Raw genomic sequence first — 16,742 nt, forward strand, 5'->3', positions numbered from 1 at the left:
GGAGGTGGGACGGGAAGCCTCAGCGTCCACGCTGGAGAATGTCACGTTCCGGACGGGCCGGAGTCAAGCGTCATCCTCATCGACGTCCACCCAGAGATGAACGTGGTACTCAGTATCGTCAATCGACGGCTCGTCAGGGACCTCTTCGTCGGGATACAACAGCCACACGATGCGAATGTCGTCGCCGACCATCGTCGGCTCGAGTTCGTGGGTGTGGTGCCACGATTCGTTGTGTGCGAGCGTCGTCTCGAACCGGTCGAGCTCTCGCTGGTCGGTCACGACCGTTTCGTTGACCGGCGTGTCGTTCCCGGCGGTCTCGTTCCCGTCGGCGGGTGGCCCGGTGGCGCTCTCGTTGACCACCGTCTCGGTCTCCTGCTCGAGGACGACGACGGTGTAGTCGGTCGTCTGGTGCTCGTTGTTGTCGATCCCGAGAACGATCTCCTCGCTGTCGCCCTGCGTGAACTCGGTCGGGTAGCCGTCGGCGACGAGTTCGCCGTCGTCGTCCTCGGTGAGGATGTAGATCGCGGAGAACTGTTCGCCCTGCGGCGGGGAGACGACGGCAAAGCCGACGACGCCGACCGCGAGGACGATCGAGCACACCAGCAGGACGTTCAGGGCGCCGTCGAGCCGGGTTTCGGGCTCGAGCAGCTCCGTCCGCCCGGCCGCGTACCACTCGCGGTAGGGCACCTGAAATCGCTCCTCGGCGGGAAGCTCCCACCGGCGGTGGGCCGCGACGGCCGTCGCGGCGACCGTGAATCCGGTCAGCGAAACCATGATCGGCGTCAGCCGGATCCCCCACGGCGTGAAGTTCAGCACGAGGCCGATCAGGGGGACGATGGCGATGCTCAGGCCGAAGGCGAGCGCGACGCGTTCGATGCCGTCGATCCCCGAGCGGAACGGCGCGTCCGCGAACAGCCCGTCGTCGTCCGGATCGTCGGCGAGCTGGTCGGCCGTCGGGGACTCCCCGGCCTCGGGAAAGAGTGCGGCGACGAAGACGTAGCCGGGGACGAACAGCGCGAACGCGAGCCCGAGCGGCACGCGAAGCGGCGTTTCGCGAATCAGGGGCGCGAAGACGGCGACGTTGACGAGAGCGGTCACCGCGATCATCGCCACGAGATCGGCGGGTAGCCTCCGCAATGGGCGGGGGAGCAATAACCGGAGGGACCGTCGGTCGTCCATTCACTACTGCATCAGCGGGACGGTAATAAAAGTCGGTCGATCGATGTCGCTTAGTCGTCGCTCGGATGCGTTGACTCCGAGACTGGCGATCGCGTCGCTTTCCCGTCGGTCTCGCACAGTTGTCGTGTCCGCTCGAGGACGTGCCGCGCCGCCGACTCCGAGATCGAGTCGGGCGTGAACGCGGCCCGCTCGTAGGCCTCGACGATCTCGCGGAGCGAGTCAGCCTCTGCGCCCGAAGCGGCGCCTGCATCCGCCTGCTGCCGGTAGAACTCCCAGTGGGTGAGCGCGCCGGTGCCACCGAGCGTCGCTCCGTGGACGTGCCGAACGGCCGCGTAGCAGGACCGCACCGCGGAATCCGCGCGACCGTCTGCGAGCTGTTCGGCCGCCCGCGAGACCAGCGAGTCGGCGACGGCTCGAGACGGCGCCGACGACTCCGCTGCGCGGTCGCTAGTGGACGAGCCCGCGTCATCCGAGGGTTCACGCGGTAGCTGGCCGGCTTCCGACTGTCGGCGATGCCACCAGCCGATCGCGGTGAGAGTCACAATCGCGAGCAGTGCGCCGAGGACGGCCAGCAGCGAGGACGGCACACCGTCGAGGAGCCCGCCCTCGCCACCAGGTACTGGCACCGCCGCCTCGGTCGTGGCTGCCGCCAGACTCGTTCCCGTCCCCTCGTACGTCGCAGTGACGGTCACGTCTTCACCCCCTGCTGTCGACGGAAGGGTAACGGTGTCGGCGAACTCGCCGTCCGCATCGGTTGTGACCGTCTCGGTCGTGTCGTCGATCTGCAACTGTACCGGCTGTCCCTCGAGGCCTTCACCGCCGGCGGTTTCGAGTGAGCCCTCGACGGCGAGTTCGTCCTCGCCGATCGCCGTCGCCTCGACCGCCAGTTCGGTCTCCGTTTCGGCGACCGTTACTGGCACCTCGGCCGTCGTGGCGGCGAGCGCCTGGTCCTCGAACGGAAGTGACACGCGCACCGTCTGGTCGCCGTCGGAGACGTTCGCGGGAACGGGACCCGACCCCGAAAACGTTCCGTCGGAGACGTTGAGGGTTCCAAAACTCTCACCGTCGACCGTCACGGCGAGTGGCACGTCGTCGACCGGAACCCCGTCGACGGCCAGTTCGCCGCTGACCTGCAGCGTCTCGCCGTAGGCGACCTCGTCGGTCGCCTCCAGGTCGGTGATCGTCGGCTCCTCCTGCTCGAGGTCGACGTCGAGTTCCGCCTCGCTGCCGAGATACGTCGACGCATCGTCGGGGACGTACTCGACGGTAATCGCCTCCGACTCGAGGTCGAGCGTCGTCGGCCGGTACTCGAGTTCGAACCCGCCGTCGGCGTCCTCGGACCACCACTCGCCGCTCTCGCTGTCGACGGTAACCGGCTCGCCCTCGACCAGCAACTGAATCTCCTCGTCCTCGACCGACGATCCGTCGGCCGTCCGGATCTCGCCGTGCACGACGAGCGGATCGCTGAACGATGCCGTCTCGTCGTCGGTCTCGAGATGGAGTTCGGTTTCGACGAACTGCTGTTCGCGAACGACGGTCTGTTCGTCCGCGATCTCGTCTCGCGTCTCGTTGACGGCACCGGCCGCCTCCGAGAGGTCCGCGTCGGTTTCGTTCGTGAGGACCTCGTAGCTGGTGACGGCGTTGCCGCCAGCCTCGTCGATCTCCGCGTACAGTTCCTCGAGTTCTCGGGCGAGTTCGTGAGCCCGTTCGTCGTCCCCGGCCTCGAGCGCGGCCTCGTACTCGGCTTTGGTCTCGCGGTACTCCTCGACGTTGTCGGCCAGTCGCTCCTGTTCCGCGGCGGCTTGCTCGTAGGCCTCGTCCGGCTCGGTCGGCTCGCCGTCCTCGTCACCAGCGCTCGTCGACTCCGTCTCGCCGGTCACTTCGACGTACTGACCGAGCCGGTCCTGGTACTCCTCGTCGACGTACTCGCGCGCCAGGTCGTACTCGCCCTCGCTCAGCGCGATCGTGCTGTCCTGGAGCTGCGAAGAGAGCTGGTTCGACAGCCACGACTCGAGTTGTGCATCGTCACCCTCGGCGTCGTACTCGTCGGGGTTCTGGTGGCGGACCGTGTCGTTCTCCGCATCCGCGTCGTCGGTCGTCGCGAGCGCTCCGAGGACCTGATTCGACTGGGGAGACTCGGGAGCGGCCGGCGCCCCCGCTCCCGCGAGCGCCGTTCCGGAAAGGCTGCAGACCAGCAACGTGGCCACAAACATGCTGACGACCGCGTCGTTCACGACCCGTGATTTGTCGCTCGACACAAAAAGTTGTCCGGTCGAGCTCGCTGAACCTAACCGGCAACCAGTAGGTTCAACATGGCACCGGAAAACCACTGCTGTATATGCGTCCGACGCGTCAGGTGTGGGGAGTCGCGGTTCTCGCGGCTCTTCTCGCCGGCCTCGCCGCCGTCTTCGCTCGCCCGCTGTTACTCGCAGCGACGGTGCTGCTCGGCGCGTGGTTCCTCGGCCAGCAGTACCGCTTTCTCACAGCCCTCCGCGAGACGACCGCGTCGCTGACGGTCGCTCAGGCCCCCGTCGCGAGCGCGGTCCGGACCGACGAGTCGACGCCCGTCACGCTCCAGGCGAGCCTCGAGGGGCCGAGTTCGCTCTTTCTGACCGCAGTCGCCGGCGTTCCGACGGCTGGCGTCGTCGACGAACCACCACGCGTGTCGCTCGAGCCGGGCGAGACGATCGCTCGGCACACAACGGCGGTGAACTGGCCGGTCGCGGGACGCCATCTCTTCGACCAGGCGACGCTCACTGCGACCGACGGCCGCTTCGAAACGACGCTGTCGGTCGGTCCGACGCCCGAGATGACGGTCGAACCCCGGGGTCCGCGGTCCGTTCACGTCGGGAAAGGCGGCGACCGGACGGCGATCGCGCCCGGGGAACACGAAACGGGGTGGTTCGGATCGGGCACCGAGCCCGCCGAGCTCCGCGAGTACGTCCCCGGCGATACGGCCGACCGGATCGACTGGAAAACCACCGCGCGCCACGACGGCCTCTACGTTCGCGAGTACGAGGCCGAGACCAACCGGCCGACGATGGTAATCGTCGACCACCGGCGCGCGCTCGGCGGCGACTCGCCGACAGCGTCGAAACTCAGTTACCTCCGAGAAGCCGCGCTCGCGGCGGTCGCGAGCGCCCGGAACCTCGACGATCCGGTCGGGCTGGTGACGGTCGGCGACGAGGGGCTCACGTCGCGGCTCGAGCCGGCGACGGGGCCGACTCACTACCTCTCGATTCGCCGACAGCTGCTCGACCTCGAGCCGACCGAGACGTCCAAGCGAACCCCGACGCCGTCGACCGGTTCGGCGGTCCGCACCCGCGGTTCCCCGTCCGGCCTCGAGCACGCCCCCGACACGTTCGCGCGCACGCTCGACCCGTTCTACGCGACCCGGGGGTACGATACGCGTCTCGAATCGGATCCGTTGCTCGGAGCCGTCCGATACGCGGTGAGAGAACGGTACGAACGAATCTGGACGGTGATCTGTACGGACGACTCGAACCCCGAGGCGCTCTACGAGGCGGTCCTGCTCGCCCGCCAGAACGACAACGAGGTCCTGGTCCTGCTCACGCCGACGCCCCTCTTTTCGTCGGGCGGACTGGCCGACGTCGAGCGAGCCTACGATCGGTACCGCGACTTCGACGCTTTCCGGCAGAAACTCGATCGCATGGAGAAGGTCACGGCACTCGAGGTTGCACCCGACGACCGGCTGTCGACCGTCCTCAGCGCGGGCCGCAAGCGCGCGCAAGCGCGAGGTGAGCGGCGATGATCGACGGAACGCTGTTCGCGGACGTGCGTGTCGGATCGCGGTTCGGTGCCCGCAACCAGGTTAGTTCGCGGTGGTCGGCGGTCGTCGTGATGCTCTCCCTCGTCGCCGCGTTCGGACTCGCCGGCGGCCCGCTCGGTGTTCTCGCGGGAGCGACGACCGCCCTCGTCTGGTACGTCGTCGGCACTCCGTACGCGATCGCCGTCGGACACGTCCTGCTCGTCGCGGTGTTCCCCAGTGGTATCGATCCGACCGCGTTCGCGGTCGTCGAAGCCGGTTTCCTCGTGATGGTGCTCGAGCCGACGATCCGTTCCGAGGCGCCGGGTCGCGTCGGCGCGGTGACGCTCGGCGCCGTCCTCGCGCTGGGCGGGCTCGCCTGGCTCGTCGTTCGCTCGCAGTCGCTGTGGCTCGCCGCGGCGGTCACGAGCGGCGGTCTCGCGCTCGCGAGTTACGGGTGCTATCGCTACGGACTGGTCACGCTCGGGCTCGTCGAGGATCCAGAAGTGCCACAGAACGATGGTGACGACGAATGAGTACGAACGATTTCGAATTCAACGACCGTACAGAAACGGAGACAGCCGACGATGACGGGAACGCAGATACTGCGACACCGCGCGAGCAGGCTGCAGCGCGTGCGGAACTGCTCACCGAGGAGAATCGCCGGCTCCGGGCGGAGTACGCCCGCGCCCGCCAGTCGCAGTATCGGCGGACGGCGATCGGTCTGGGCGCGATCGGCCTGGTGGCGGTCGTCGCCGGCGTGGCCTTTCCCGGGAATCGCGAGGTTCTCCTCGCGCTCGGTGCCACCGGGCTGTTCGGCGGGCTCCTAACTTACTATCTGACGCCCGGTCAGTTCGTCGCCGCCTCGGTCGGCGAGCGCGTCTACGCCGCCTGGGCCGAAAACGGCGCGGCCATCGCGTCCGAACTCGGCCTTCGCGACGAGCGCGTCTACCTGCCGGGGGCCGGTTCGGAGACCGGCCGGCTGTACGTCCCGCTCCACGCTACCTACGAGCCGCCGACGGACCACGGCGGCCCGATCGTCCTCGAAGGGGACGAACGCGGGCTCGTACTCACGCCGACCGGTGCCACGCTGTTCGAGGAGTTTCGGCGCGTGCTCCCCGGCGAACTCGCGACCGCGGCGACGCCGCTGGCCACGCAGCTCTGTGACGGACTCGTCGAGCAGTTCGAACTGGCCGACAGCGCCGATGCCGACGCGGACGCCGCAGACGGGCGCGTCACGGTCGCGATCTCGAACAGCGCGTTCGGCGCCGTCGACCGGTTCGATCACCCGATCGGCTCGTTCGTCGCCGTCGGCCTGGCAACCGGGCTCGAGCGTCCCGTCACGCTCGAGGTCGAGCCCGGTGACGAGCGTGCGGACTGGCTGGTGACGTGTCGGTTCGAGACCGCAGACGGCGGCTCCGAGAGCGGCGCCTGAGTCGCGGTCAAAACTCGTTCTCGATTCGGCTCGGGCTGGTCGTTCTCAGTTCAGTTCGGGCTGTTCGACTTCGGTGACGTCCGTATCCGGCATCGTGGTGGTGTCGACGATGTCCGCGACGACGTCGACCGGTCGGACGTCGCCAAGTTCGGCCTCGGTGTTCAACACGAGGCGGTGGGCCAGAATCGATTCGGCGAGGGTCTTGACGTCGTCCGGAATGGCGTAGCTGCGGCCGTGAATCGCCGCCCGTGCCTTCGCCCCGTTGAGAAACGCGAGCGACGCCCGCGGGGAGGCGCCGTGGTCGACGTCCGGGTGGTCCCGGGTCGCCGTGACGAGATCGAGGACGTACTCCTTGACGGGGTCGGCGACGTGAACGTCCGTCACCGTTTTCCGGGCCGAGCGAATGCTCTCGGCGCTGACGGCCTGGCCGATCTCGTCGGGATCGAGCGTCGGGTCGGCGTCGAAACGATCGAGCAGTTCGGCCTCCTCGTCGCGCGCCGGCAGGTCGACCGTGAGCTTGAACATGAAGCGATCGCGCTGGGCTTCCGGCAGCTCGAAGACGCCCTCCATCTCGATGGGGTTCTGCGTCGCGACGACCGTGAACGGCTTCGGCAGCGCGAGCGTCTCGCCCTCGATCGTGACCGTCCGCTCCTGCATCGCCTCGAGCAGGGCGCTCTGAGTCTTCGGCGTCGCCCGGTTGATCTCGTCGGCGACGACCAGGTTCGCGAAGACCGGCCCGCGCTGGAGTGTGAACTCGCCGGTGGGTTCCCGGTAGACGTGCGTGCCGGTGATGTCGGCGGGGAGGACGTCGGGCGTCATCTGGATGCGCTGGTACTCCAGCCCGGTCGCCCGCGCCACGAGGTTCGCGATCGTCGTCTTGGCGACGCCGGGAACGCCCTCGAGCAGGAGATGGCCGCGGGACAGCAGCGCGATCGTGAGGTGCTCGATCGCGTCGTCGTTTCCGATCAGGACGCGCTCGGTTTCGGCTCGGATCTCGTCGTAGACCGCCTGCGGGTCACCCGCGAAGAATTCGGTGCCATCGGTCTCGCTCATCAGTCGTCCCGTTTCTGCCGGGATCGGTTAAGCGCTGTTATCATTCGCTGGATGTGCTCCTCGTCCCAGTCGGGATGTCGCTCGCGGAGGTAGGCGGCCCGTTCCTCGTCGGAGAGCCCTGCCTGCTCGGCGGACGGCAGGGCACTCGTATCCTGCGAGCGAGACACGCGGGTTCGAACCGCCTCGAGCGTGGGACCGAGCGGCCGCCGTACACCACCGGCGACGGCCGCGACGGCCAGCAGCCCGAGCAGCGCCTGTAGCGCGGGCAGGTCGCGAACCGTCAGGACCGCGCCCGTGAGCGGCGGCACCTCGCCCGTGTGCGTGACGTCGAAGAGGACCCGCTCTTCGTCGGCGTACTGGCGCTGCAGGAAGGCGGCGTTCTCGGGTTCGTCGTACATCGCGTTGATGGCGATGCTCGGATCGCCGACGACGACCACCTCGCCGTCGCCGACGTCTTCGACGGTCGCGACGGGATACGAGTCGAGTTCCGCCTCGTCGTCGAGTTCGGCGTCGGCCGAGTCGCCGAGGTACGCGTAATCGCTCGTCTCGACGAGCACCGTCGCGCCGTTCGGCTCGACCGCCGTCGCGTGGTTGAGCGTGAGCTGGTCGACGCCGGCGGTCCGCGAGTGGTTCTGGACACCTGTAGCGACGGGCATCGCCGGCCCGCGGTCGTAGTGGCGCTCGTCGAGTATCAGGCGCCCGTCGGTACGAGCGTCGGCGCCGACGTCGGCGAGCAGGGCGTCGGCATCCGGCCCGAAGTTCTCGAGGACGATCAGCGTCCCGCCGTCCTCGACGAACCGCTGGACGCGGGCGGCCTCCTCGGGGTCGTAGGGTTCTTCGGGCGCGATGACGATCGATGCCGTTCCGTTGGCCGGCACCTCCTCGTAGCGGTCGGTCTCGCGGACCAGCTCGCCCTCGACGCCGTCGTCGGTTTCGATCACCGCGCGGAAGTCGTCGGTGCCGTCCCACGACGGGTTGTAGGGGCCGAACGCCGCCGTCGACGTGCTGGCCGCGATCAGGATCGCACCACAGACGACGACCGCGAGCGCGAGCAGCAGGGCGGCCGGCCAGTCGACGCCGTCGCCGTCGCGGAGCCACTCGCGCGGGTTCACGACCCCACCTCCTGGCAGCGAAACGTGAACGGCACTACCACGGGAGCACCTCCGGCGGCAGGATCTCGAGGATCCGCCTGACGACGATAACTGCGAAGCCGACCAGGCCGAGCGCGATTAGCCACAGCAGGCGTCGGCGCCAGGCCGGCGCGATGTTAACCGGCGCCGTCAGCTCCGTGACGATCAACAGGCCGATCAGCGAGAGGACGAAGAACAGCTCGTAGGAGAGCGCGCCGAGCAGCGTCAACGCCACGATGGTCGCGACCATCCAGGCGAGCTGTCCGTGGACGAATTGCATTCGGCGCTGCGTCGGCATCTATTCGAGTGAGCGTGAGGCGAGACCGTAAAAGTCCCGTTCGAGCGCGCGCCTCGGTAGCCGGATTCGCATCGCTCGAACGATACGCGCCGCCACGTACTGCTATTCCCGGGCGAACACGCGAACGCGGCCGGCGTCGTCGACTCGCACGCAATAGTCGAGCGCAAGGAATTCGACCGTCACGGTTCCGAACCCGTCGCCGGTGCCGACGAGTTGATCGAGCGCCTTCGGATCGACCCAGTCGTTCAGCGTGACGCCGAATTCGGTCGCGAACTCGATCGGATCCGTGTCCTCGAGCGCGGCGACCGCTCCGATGACGGCGACGCTCGCCGGCGTTTCCGCGCCGTACCGGCGCTCGAGCAGCGGTGAGTCGCGAGAACCGTTCGTCCCGCCGTCACTGATGTACATCTCGGATGATGGTTCGTTACACCGTGGCACACTATAGCCGTACTGTATTTCCTCATCCGAATTTAGTTCAACCGAAGTGAATAATTGCGTTCGCCGAGACGTCGACATTTATCTACCCCGAAGACGGTCTTCCGAAGCGTACACTCTCGAGTCCATGACCTACCTCCGCGTCCTCGTCGGTCGCTGGTCGCGCCGCGACCGGCTGGCAGTGCTCGTCATCGCGCTCACGGTGGCGCTGCTGGTCGGCGCCACGCTGCTGGTCGTCGCCGCGGGCGATCAGACGAGTAACCTCGCCGCCGAGTACGACGCCAACGCCTCCGTCGCCGCCTACGACTCCGTCGACGCCGCCCAAGAGGCGGCGGGATCCGATGCGGTCGTCCTGCCGATGGCGACGGCGGTCGGCCCCGACGGGGAGCGCCACCGCGTCGCCGCGGTTCCGGACGACTCGGCCGGCCTCGACCTGCCCGCCCAGCCGAACGCTACCGTCGGTCCCACCGCCGAATCGGCCGAGTGGCGACTCGAGGGAGCGGACGGCTCGCAGACCGAAACGATCGAGCCGGCTGGGACGGCGTCGTCAGGGCTCCTGCCGCCGACGTGGCTCCGGACGACGCCCGAGACGCTCGAGGCGGTCGGGCCGACGGACGCGCTGGTCGTCTCACCGGCGAGCAGCGACGCCGGCGCTGGGGACGGGAGTCCGCTCGTCGGCACGCTGGCGTTTTTCGTCGAGGGGACCGACGACGTCCTCGAGATCGTCTGGACCGGCGTCGCTGCGGCCGGCGTGATCATCGCGGTGACGCTCTCGAGCGTCGTCCGGATGACGATCCGGGACCGCGCGCCGACGATCCGCGTGATCAGGGCGACGGGCGCGCCGCCGCGTCGAGTTCGGGCTGCGCTCGCAGCGCGAGCCGGCTTGCTCGCGGCCGCGGGCGGCGTCCTCGGCTACGCGATCGGGGTGATCGTGACGAACGCCGCGGTTACCGTCGCAGTGGTCGTCGGCCTCCCGACGACGCTCTCGGTTCAGGTCACCCCGCGGATCGCCCTGGGCATCCTCGCAATCCTCGCGGTGCTCACGACCGTCGGCCTAGTTACCGGCTACCTTACGGCGCGCATCGCGACGGCGAAACCGCCCGCCCACGTGGGTCGCGACGGTCAGCCGTCCGACTCGAGCGAGTCCCACTCGAAGCTTCCTCACGGAGTCGTTCCGCTGCGCCGCCTCACCCCGACGGTGCTCGCCGCGCGAACGATCGTTCCGACGACGGCGACGCTGTCGACGTTCGCCGTGGTCGTCCTGCTGGTCGCCTCGCTGGGCACGATCGGCGCCTCGGTCTCGACGGACGGGGCAACCATTTCGGATCCCGAGGCTACTCACCCCGTCAACAGCCAGGTACCGTCAGGGTACGCCGAGACGCTCTCGGACCGCAACATCGCGGCCAGCCCCGAGATTCTGCTGTTCACGAGCTACGAGGAGCAGCCGTATCTCGCCCGCGGGGTCGACTACGAGTCGTTCGCCGACGTCACCGATGCGCGCATCGTCGACGGCGCTCCTCCCGAGACGAACGGCGAGGCCGTCGTCGGCGTCGAGTTGGCTCGAACGCTGGCCCTCGAGCCCGGCGACGAACTGGTCGTCGGCGGCAGCACCGAGGAGGCGCTGACGCAGGTGACCGTCGTCGGCACGTACGAGACCGGCGGGCTGGAAGACCACCAGCTGCTCGTCTCGCTGCCGACGGCCCGGCACCTCTCGACGGTCGAACCGGGACAGGTGAACCAGATTCGGACGGACGCGACCGATCAGCCGCTCGCGTCGGCGGCAAACGCGACCGTCGTGGAGATCGACGCTTCCTCTCACGCACAGCCCGGCGAGACGGTCTCGATCGAGACGACCGTCTGGAATCCGACGGACGACCGCGTCGACCAGGAGCTTTCGGCCACGCTCGGTGACTCGCAGACGACTCGAACGGTCGACCTCGAGGCCCACGAGCGCCGGACGGTCAACCTCGAACTCGAAGCACCGTCAGCGGGCGAGTACGAACTCACGGTCGGCGAGCTCAGCCGGTCGGTGACCGTCGCCGACGCACCGCCGCTCGAGCTGGTCACGCTCCCCGACGCCGCACCGACCGGCGAGTCGCTACAGGTCCACGTTCAGGATACGACCGGCGAGCCGGTCGAAGGCGCAACGGTGGCGATCGACGATCGGACGGTCGAGACCGACGCGGAGGGGACGGCGTGGCTCGAGCTTCCGACGACCGCCGACACGTACGACGTGACGGTGGACGCGGACGACCGCGAGCTGAACGAGTCGCTTCAGGTCGCCGACGACGTCGAGCCGAGCCCCGCCGCGGACGTCTCGCTGTCTCCGGACTCGCCGTCCATCCACACGGAACCGACCGCCGAGGTCCGGCTCACGAACCCGTGGAACCGCACCGTCGAAGCCCCGATCGAGATCGAGGGGCCCGCGACGAGCCACCGCGAGCAGGTGAGCCTCGAGCCCACCGAGACGACGACGGTGACGACGACGCTGGCCCAGCAGCCACCGGGCGAGTACCGCGTTCACGTGACGTCCGCCAGTCGGGCGCTCGCGACGACCGAGTACGAGGTCGCCGGCGACGATCGCCTGGTGAGCGCCCTCGCCGCGAGCGGCCACTATCGGGACGGCGGCGGGCTCGGGACCGCGATCGATTACGCGATGGGGAACCTCCACGTCCTGCTCGGCGCGCTCACCGGCCTCGCCGCCGTGACGGTCGTCGGCGCGACGAGCGCCGTCCTCGCGCGTGCCGTCCGCGCCCGCCGACGGACCCTCGCCATCTACCGGGCGACGGGCGCGTCGCCGCGTCGCATCCTCGGGCTCGTCCTCGCCGACGCGGCACGCATCGGAACCGTGGCTGCCGCAGCCGCGGTCGTCGTCGCCGTCGGCGCGCTCGAGACCCTCGCTGTCGCCGGCCGGCTGACCGCCTTCGGGATCGCACTCGAGGCCCGACCGACGGCCGCGGTCGCGCTCGGCGTCTTCGGTGGCGGGCTCGCGCTGACGCTCGTCGCGGCACTCGTCGCGACCGTCCCGCTGCTTCGCGCGTCGCCCGCGTCGCTGCTGTCGCCGTCGCGAGCGAGACCGGCCGATCGGGACGACGACCCTGCGACGACCGACCGAGCCGACGAGCCGGAGGCGCACTCGAGCGAACCGCCGCTCTGAGAGTCCCATCACAATAGCGATTGGCGCCGTATTCAATTTCTGAACAGTCTGAGAATCATTAACAACCTCTCATCGAACTAGTCAGTGTGCCACGAAATCACGAAACACGGCGAAACGTACTGCGGACGATCGGTGCATCGGGCCTTTCTCTCTCGTTCGCGGGGCTCGCGTCGGCGAGCGACGGACGGGCGCGCTACGTCGCGAAGACGACGGGGGACGCAGCCGCGTCGATCGAGGCGGCCGGCTTCGACGTCCTCGCGGAGCTGGCCGACGGGGAAGTCGTGCTCGCCAAGGGGCCTGCGGACGCGGCCGGCGATCTCGCTGCCGTCAGCGGCGTCTCGAGAGCCGTTCCGGACTTCGAGGTCGAACTCGGCGGGCCGGTGTCGGCCGGTACCGACGTACAGAACGCGGCGGCCGAGAGCGCTGCCGACGACGTCGACGCCGAGGACGTCTACGACGAGTACCTGTGGGACAAGCAACTCCAGGAGGTCGAGGCGGCCCACGAGTACGCCACCGGTGACGGACGGACGGTCGCCGTGCTCGATACCGGGGTCGACGCGAGCCATCCCGACCTGAACGTCGATGCGGACCGCAGCGTCGTCATCACCGACGGCCAGCCTGAGCCCGAAGTGGGCGACTCCGGCTTCCACGGGACCCACGTCGCGGGGACGATCGCCGGCACGGGCGACGTCGCGATGGTCGGGACCGCACCCGACGCGACGATCGTCTCGGTGCGCATTCTCGGTCCCGGCACGGGGACGTGGGGAGACATCCTCGCCGGGATGGCGTACGCCGCCGAGATCGGCGCCGACGCCGCCAACATGAGCATCGGGACGGCGCCGATCCCGCCGGAGGCCCACCGCGACGGCTACAATCGACTGCTCCAGTCGGTCGCCAACGCCGTAACCCGCGACGGCACGCTGCTGGTCGGCAGCGCCGGCAACTCCGACGCGAACCTCCAGCAGGAGGGGTACTTCACGCTCCCGAACAGTCTGTCGGGGGTCCTCTCGATCAGCGCGACGACGCCGACCGACCTGAAGACCTACTACTCCAACTACGGCACCAACGAGATCGGCGTCGGCGCCCCCGGGGGTGCCTACGAGACCGCCGAGAAGACCCTCGAGGCCGACGACGTCGAGTACCCGTGGCCATTGAACGCGGTCTTCTCGACCGTGCCGGAGACGGGACTCCTCCCCGCACCGTACCAGGATACGACGATCGACGGCACGCCCTACGCCTGGCTCATGGGGACGTCGATGGCGGCTCCGCAGGTGTCGGGGCTGGCCGCGCTCGTCCGCGAGCGCGATCCGTCGGCGGGGACGCGCCGAGTCGAGAGCGCGATCGCCCACGGCGCCGAGAGCACGAACGGCCGCGGCGACTACGAACTCGGCGCGGGTCGGATCAACGCGTTGCGGACGGTCGAAGACCTGTAAGGCGTCGGGGTTCGCCCCCGCGGCACTCGGCCCGTTTTTCGTCGAGCCCAGCCTGGAAACGAGACGTACAGGTATTTAACGGCTGGCGGACAATTACGCCGCTGTGAACGCTGCCGACCCCGTTCTCGCTGCGGACGCCGTCTCGGTTCGACGCGGCGGTCAGCCGATCCTCGAGGAGCTCTCGCTGTCGATCCCGGCTGGCTCGCGGACGCTCGTGCGCGGCCCGAGCGGCGCCGGAAAGACGACGCTGTTCTCGGTGCTGGGGCTGCTCGAGACGCCCGATGCGGGCCAGCTCCGCGTGGACGGCACCGACGCCAGTTCGCTCTCCGAGCGCCGCCGCGCCCGACTGCGCCGGGACGCCATCGGCTTCGTCTTTCAGGACTTCCAGCTGGTGCCGGACCTGACCGCCCGCGAAAACGCCCTGTTACCCCAGAGCCACGGCGGCGAGCGCGATCCGGACTGGATCGACGAACTGCTCGAGACGCTGGCGGTCGCCGACCGCGCGGATCGGTATCCGGCGACGCTCAGCGGCGGCGAGAAACAGCGGGTGGCGATCGCACGCGCGCTGGCGAACCGGCCCGACGTCGTGCTCGCCGACGAGCCGACCGGCCAGCTCGATCCCGAGACGACCGAGCGCGTGACGGGGCTGTTACTCGACGTCCACGACTCCGCCGACACCGCGCTCCTCACGATCAGCCACGATCCGTCGCTCGCGTCGCTGTTCGACCGGACCGTCACACTCCGTAACGGCCAGCTATCCGAGTTGGAGTAGTCGGTGTTCAGTATCGCACTTCGTACCGATCCGCAGAATGGGGGTCGTTTCCAGCGTCAGTTTGTCGTCGACAGCTCGTACTCCCTGCCGGCGACTGTGAACGCGTCGTAGTAGGTGTCGATGGTCGAGGGATCCATCGTCGGCGTGCCGTGGCCGAGACCGGCGGCCCGCACGCTCGTGTTCGCGTCGAAGTCGGCGAGCAGGTCCTCCTCGAGGTGTTCGACGTTGCTGCCGTCCATCGCCGTGGCGTTTTTGCGGGTCAGGTGGATCCGCTTCCAGGGCTGGTCGCTGCCGGGGCAGTCGCTGTCGCCGGTGAGTTCGGTCGTCACGTCGCGCGTATACCACTCACCCTCTCGCTCGTCGTCTTTCGTCCGGAAGACGAAGTCCAACCCGCTCTCACGGCCGGTGAGTACGAGACAGATCTCGTTGGGCGCCATGCTGGTGTTGGCTTCAGTGGCGTAGTAGTCGTATCTCAGGCCGTCGCTGACGAGGTCCGCGAGCGTCAGGTCCGCGAACGCGAGGTTCTGGAGCGAGATCGCGTAGTCTCTCGTCGCCGTCCCCTGCGAGGTCGCCTGCAGCACCGACCCCCGTTCGCCCGCGGGGTCGTCCGCCGCCGCGAACTGAACGTGGTCAGTGCCGTCATCGTCGATGTCGTACGAACGCGACAGCGCCGATGAAACCGGTTTTTCGAAAAGGTCTGTTCCGTTGCCGACTGCTGCGCTACCGAGTGCTGCGACAGCACTGCTTCGGAGAAGCGATCTTCGTGTTATCTGTGAAGACATTCATGCCATCGTTATTTTCTCTCTAATTAAGTATTTCTATAGCGAACGTAATTGTTAATAATATGACTTCTATAGGATAAGACAATATTCTGAACGATCAAGGGAAGAGAATGTGAACCGGACATCTTTGGAGCGAGCGCTAACGCTGCCGTTCAAACAATTGCTGGGGATCCACGGAGAACAGGGACAACGGCGCGTCGTTGGCGGTAAGTGAGTTAGTAAGTGAATTGCTTCTGAGTTCGGTTCAAGGGGAGTGGCCGGTCGTGGGAACGACGATCGTCACGGATCAGGTCCCGACGTCGTATAATCGTGTACTGGCTCGTGACCGTGAAGAGGCGATGGCCGCTCTTATTCTTCTGTGAGCCCATTGCCGGCAAGTAACGTTTTTTCGTCGTAGTCTCGGAGTAACCCTGCGCTGATATCTTCCTTGATCGTCGAGATTGCGAACTTTGAACTCGTGCGGCGAATTTCCTCGATTGACTCGTAATCTTCGACGAGTCGTTCAACCATATCTCGTGAAGTGAGTCGGGAGATGACAATAAAGTCGGTGTCACCCATCGTGAAGTAGACCTGGTTGACACCCTCGATCTCAGCGAGCTTTCGCCCGATTTCTTCGTGGTATCCTTCGCCGAACTCGGCCCAAACTTCCGAGATAACGGTAATCTCCAGCCCGAGTTTCTCTCGGTCGAGTTCGAACAAATCGTTCGTGATAACGTCGTTTTCTTTCAGGTTCTGGATTCGATAGTGGACTGTCGACTTTGGAATGTCTGTCGCCTCGTGGACCGTTTCGGTGCTAAATGATTCGCACTCCGCGATTGCGCATAGAATCTCGAAATCTCGTTCGTCTAGTGTTTCGCTCATCAATGTTTGCCCTCGTGACGTAATCACTTGGTTGTAGCTATTAATGATACAGTTGATTGATTGTGACTCCTACCAATTGCCGGACGCGACTCCAGTAAATCCCTTCCTTCTGCGAAATCGGACAGTTTCCCCGCGAATGCCCTGTCTATATATTCCTTACAAGTCCGTACATCTAGAACCTGATGTGTGTAAAACCATTTTTCGCTGCAGTCTCCTCGGGAGATGGAGAAAGCGGGCTCGTTGACTGTTCCCTCTGCACTTGAGTCACAAGGGGTACGGCGACTCAGTTGGCGGTGCCAAGGTAGTCGACGATGCTGTGGGCGATCGTCGCTGGTCCATTTCTCGAGGCTGTGGGTCGCGACGGTCGCGCTCTCGAACGCCTCGCTCGTGGACGTCCCCTGATACGAAAGGGCCTCGAACCCGTAAATGTCAGTGGTAATG

The 16,742-nt window shown here is 67.2% G+C and carries 14 protein-coding genes; 6 read left to right on the plus strand and 8 right to left on the minus strand.

Annotated features, from left to right (window positions below; genetic code table 11):
* Nucleotides 1-63 precede the first annotated feature (63 nt).
* Together NED97_RS12350 and NED97_RS12355 are read right to left on the minus strand one after the other, a co-directional pair.
* Complete coding sequence (locus NED97_RS12350; RefSeq protein WP_252487336.1) at nucleotides 64-1,179, minus strand: DUF1616 domain-containing protein; 1,116 nt, start codon at nucleotides 1,177-1,179, stop codon at nucleotides 64-66.
* Between the two features lie 50 nt (nucleotides 1,180-1,229).
* Entirely contained in the window at nucleotides 1,230-3,413 is a 2,184-nt protein-coding gene (locus NED97_RS12355; protein ID WP_252487337.1) for a putative sodium/potassium/calcium exchanger, read from the minus strand.
* A 104-nt stretch (nucleotides 3,414-3,517) separates the two neighbouring features.
* Between NED97_RS12355 and NED97_RS12360 the strand changes: the two genes are divergently transcribed.
* The 3 genes from NED97_RS12360 to NED97_RS12370 are packed head-to-tail and all read left to right on the plus strand — an operon-like array spanning nucleotide 3,518 to nucleotide 6,380.
* Nucleotides 3,518-4,951, plus strand: coding sequence for a DUF58 domain-containing protein (locus NED97_RS12360; protein WP_252487338.1), 1,434 nt, complete (start codon nucleotides 3,518-3,520; stop codon nucleotides 4,949-4,951).
* On the plus strand, nucleotides 4,948-5,481 hold the full coding sequence (locus NED97_RS12365; protein WP_252487339.1) for a hypothetical protein: 534 nt from the start codon (nucleotides 4,948-4,950) through the stop codon (nucleotides 5,479-5,481). The genes NED97_RS12360 and NED97_RS12365 overlap by 4 nt, the downstream gene beginning before the upstream one ends.
* Nucleotides 5,478-6,380: a hypothetical protein gene (locus tag NED97_RS12370; protein WP_252487340.1), complete on the plus strand. Its 903-nt coding sequence runs from the start codon at nucleotides 5,478-5,480 to the stop codon at nucleotides 6,378-6,380. The genes NED97_RS12365 and NED97_RS12370 overlap by 4 nt, the downstream gene beginning before the upstream one ends.
* A gap of 45 nt (nucleotides 6,381-6,425) precedes the next feature.
* Here the strand turns inward: NED97_RS12370 and NED97_RS12375 are convergent, their stop codons facing one another.
* From NED97_RS12375 to NED97_RS12390, 4 genes are all read right to left on the minus strand, one after another.
* Complete coding sequence (locus tag NED97_RS12375) at nucleotides 6,426-7,433, minus strand: AAA family ATPase (RefSeq protein WP_252487341.1); 1,008 nt, start codon at nucleotides 7,431-7,433, stop codon at nucleotides 6,426-6,428.
* Nucleotides 7,433-8,545, minus strand: coding sequence for a DUF4350 domain-containing protein (locus NED97_RS12380; protein WP_252487342.1), 1,113 nt, complete (start codon nucleotides 8,543-8,545; stop codon nucleotides 7,433-7,435). The genes NED97_RS12375 and NED97_RS12380 overlap by 1 nt, the downstream gene beginning before the upstream one ends.
* Before the next feature lie 34 nt (nucleotides 8,546-8,579).
* A complete protein-coding gene (locus NED97_RS12385; RefSeq protein WP_252487343.1) occupies nucleotides 8,580-8,843 on the minus strand; it encodes a hypothetical protein in 264 nt (87 codons plus the stop codon).
* A 120-nt stretch (nucleotides 8,844-8,963) separates the two neighbouring features.
* Nucleotides 8,964-9,269 (minus strand): HalOD1 output domain-containing protein, encoded by a 306-nt coding sequence (locus NED97_RS12390; RefSeq protein WP_252487344.1) that lies wholly within the window; start codon nucleotides 9,267-9,269, stop codon nucleotides 8,964-8,966.
* Between the two features lie 154 nt (nucleotides 9,270-9,423).
* On the opposite strand from NED97_RS12390, the gene NED97_RS12395 reads away from it, so the two are divergent.
* The 3 genes from NED97_RS12395 (at nucleotide 9,424) to NED97_RS12405 (ending at nucleotide 14,658) form a co-directional block, all read left to right on the plus strand.
* On the plus strand, nucleotides 9,424-12,453 hold the full coding sequence (locus NED97_RS12395) for an FtsX-like permease family protein (RefSeq protein WP_252487345.1): 3,030 nt from the start codon (nucleotides 9,424-9,426) through the stop codon (nucleotides 12,451-12,453).
* Nucleotides 12,454-12,539: 86 nt separating this feature from the next.
* A complete protein-coding gene (locus tag NED97_RS12400) occupies nucleotides 12,540-13,886 on the plus strand; it encodes a S8 family peptidase (RefSeq protein WP_252487346.1) in 1,347 nt (448 codons plus the stop codon).
* A 103-nt stretch (nucleotides 13,887-13,989) separates the two neighbouring features.
* Entirely contained in the window at nucleotides 13,990-14,658 is a 669-nt protein-coding gene (locus tag NED97_RS12405) for an ABC transporter ATP-binding protein (protein WP_252487347.1), read from the plus strand.
* 56 nt (nucleotides 14,659-14,714) lie between these two features.
* Here the strand turns inward: NED97_RS12405 and NED97_RS12410 are convergent, their stop codons facing one another.
* Both NED97_RS12410 and NED97_RS12415 read right to left on the minus strand, forming a co-directional pair.
* Nucleotides 14,715-15,440: a hypothetical protein gene (locus NED97_RS12410; protein ID WP_252487348.1), complete on the minus strand. Its 726-nt coding sequence runs from the start codon at nucleotides 15,438-15,440 to the stop codon at nucleotides 14,715-14,717.
* A gap of 348 nt (nucleotides 15,441-15,788) precedes the next feature.
* Entirely contained in the window at nucleotides 15,789-16,301 is a 513-nt protein-coding gene (locus NED97_RS12415; RefSeq protein WP_252487349.1) for an Lrp/AsnC family transcriptional regulator, read from the minus strand.
* Nucleotides 16,302-16,742: the final 441 nt, after the last annotated feature.

Source organism: Natronococcus sp. CG52 (genome assembly GCF_023913515.1).
Classification (GTDB): Archaea; Halobacteriota; Halobacteria; order Halobacteriales; family Natrialbaceae; genus Natronococcus; species Natronococcus zhouii.

What these genes read in the sequence shown, in the direction of transcription:
- NED97_RS12370 (WP_252487340.1), top strand. Translation starts at nt 5,478, where the DNA reads ATGAGTACGAACGATTTCGAATTCAACGACCGTACAGAAACGGAGACA.
- NED97_RS12390 (WP_252487344.1), bottom strand. Translation starts at nt 9,269, where the DNA reads ATGTACATCAGTGACGGCGGGACGAACGGTTCTCGCGACTCACCGCTG.
- NED97_RS12395 (WP_252487345.1), top strand. Translation starts at nt 9,424, where the DNA reads ATGACCTACCTCCGCGTCCTCGTCGGTCGCTGGTCGCGCCGCGACCGG.
- NED97_RS12360 (WP_252487338.1), top strand. Translation starts at nt 3,518, where the DNA reads ATGCGTCCGACGCGTCAGGTGTGGGGAGTCGCGGTTCTCGCGGCTCTT.
- NED97_RS12415 (WP_252487349.1), bottom strand. Translation starts at nt 16,301, where the DNA reads ATGAGCGAAACACTAGACGAACGAGATTTCGAGATTCTATGCGCAATC.
- NED97_RS12350 (WP_252487336.1), bottom strand. Translation starts at nt 1,179, where the DNA reads ATGGACGACCGACGGTCCCTCCGGTTATTGCTCCCCCGCCCATTGCGG.
- NED97_RS12385 (WP_252487343.1), bottom strand. Translation starts at nt 8,843, where the DNA reads ATGCAATTCGTCCACGGACAGCTCGCCTGGATGGTCGCGACCATCGTG.
- NED97_RS12365 (WP_252487339.1), top strand. Translation starts at nt 4,948, where the DNA reads ATGATCGACGGAACGCTGTTCGCGGACGTGCGTGTCGGATCGCGGTTC.
- NED97_RS12410 (WP_252487348.1), bottom strand. Translation starts at nt 15,440, where the DNA reads ATGTCTTCACAGATAACACGAAGATCGCTTCTCCGAAGCAGTGCTGTC.
- NED97_RS12375 (WP_252487341.1), bottom strand. Translation starts at nt 7,433, where the DNA reads ATGAGCGAGACCGATGGCACCGAATTCTTCGCGGGTGACCCGCAGGCG.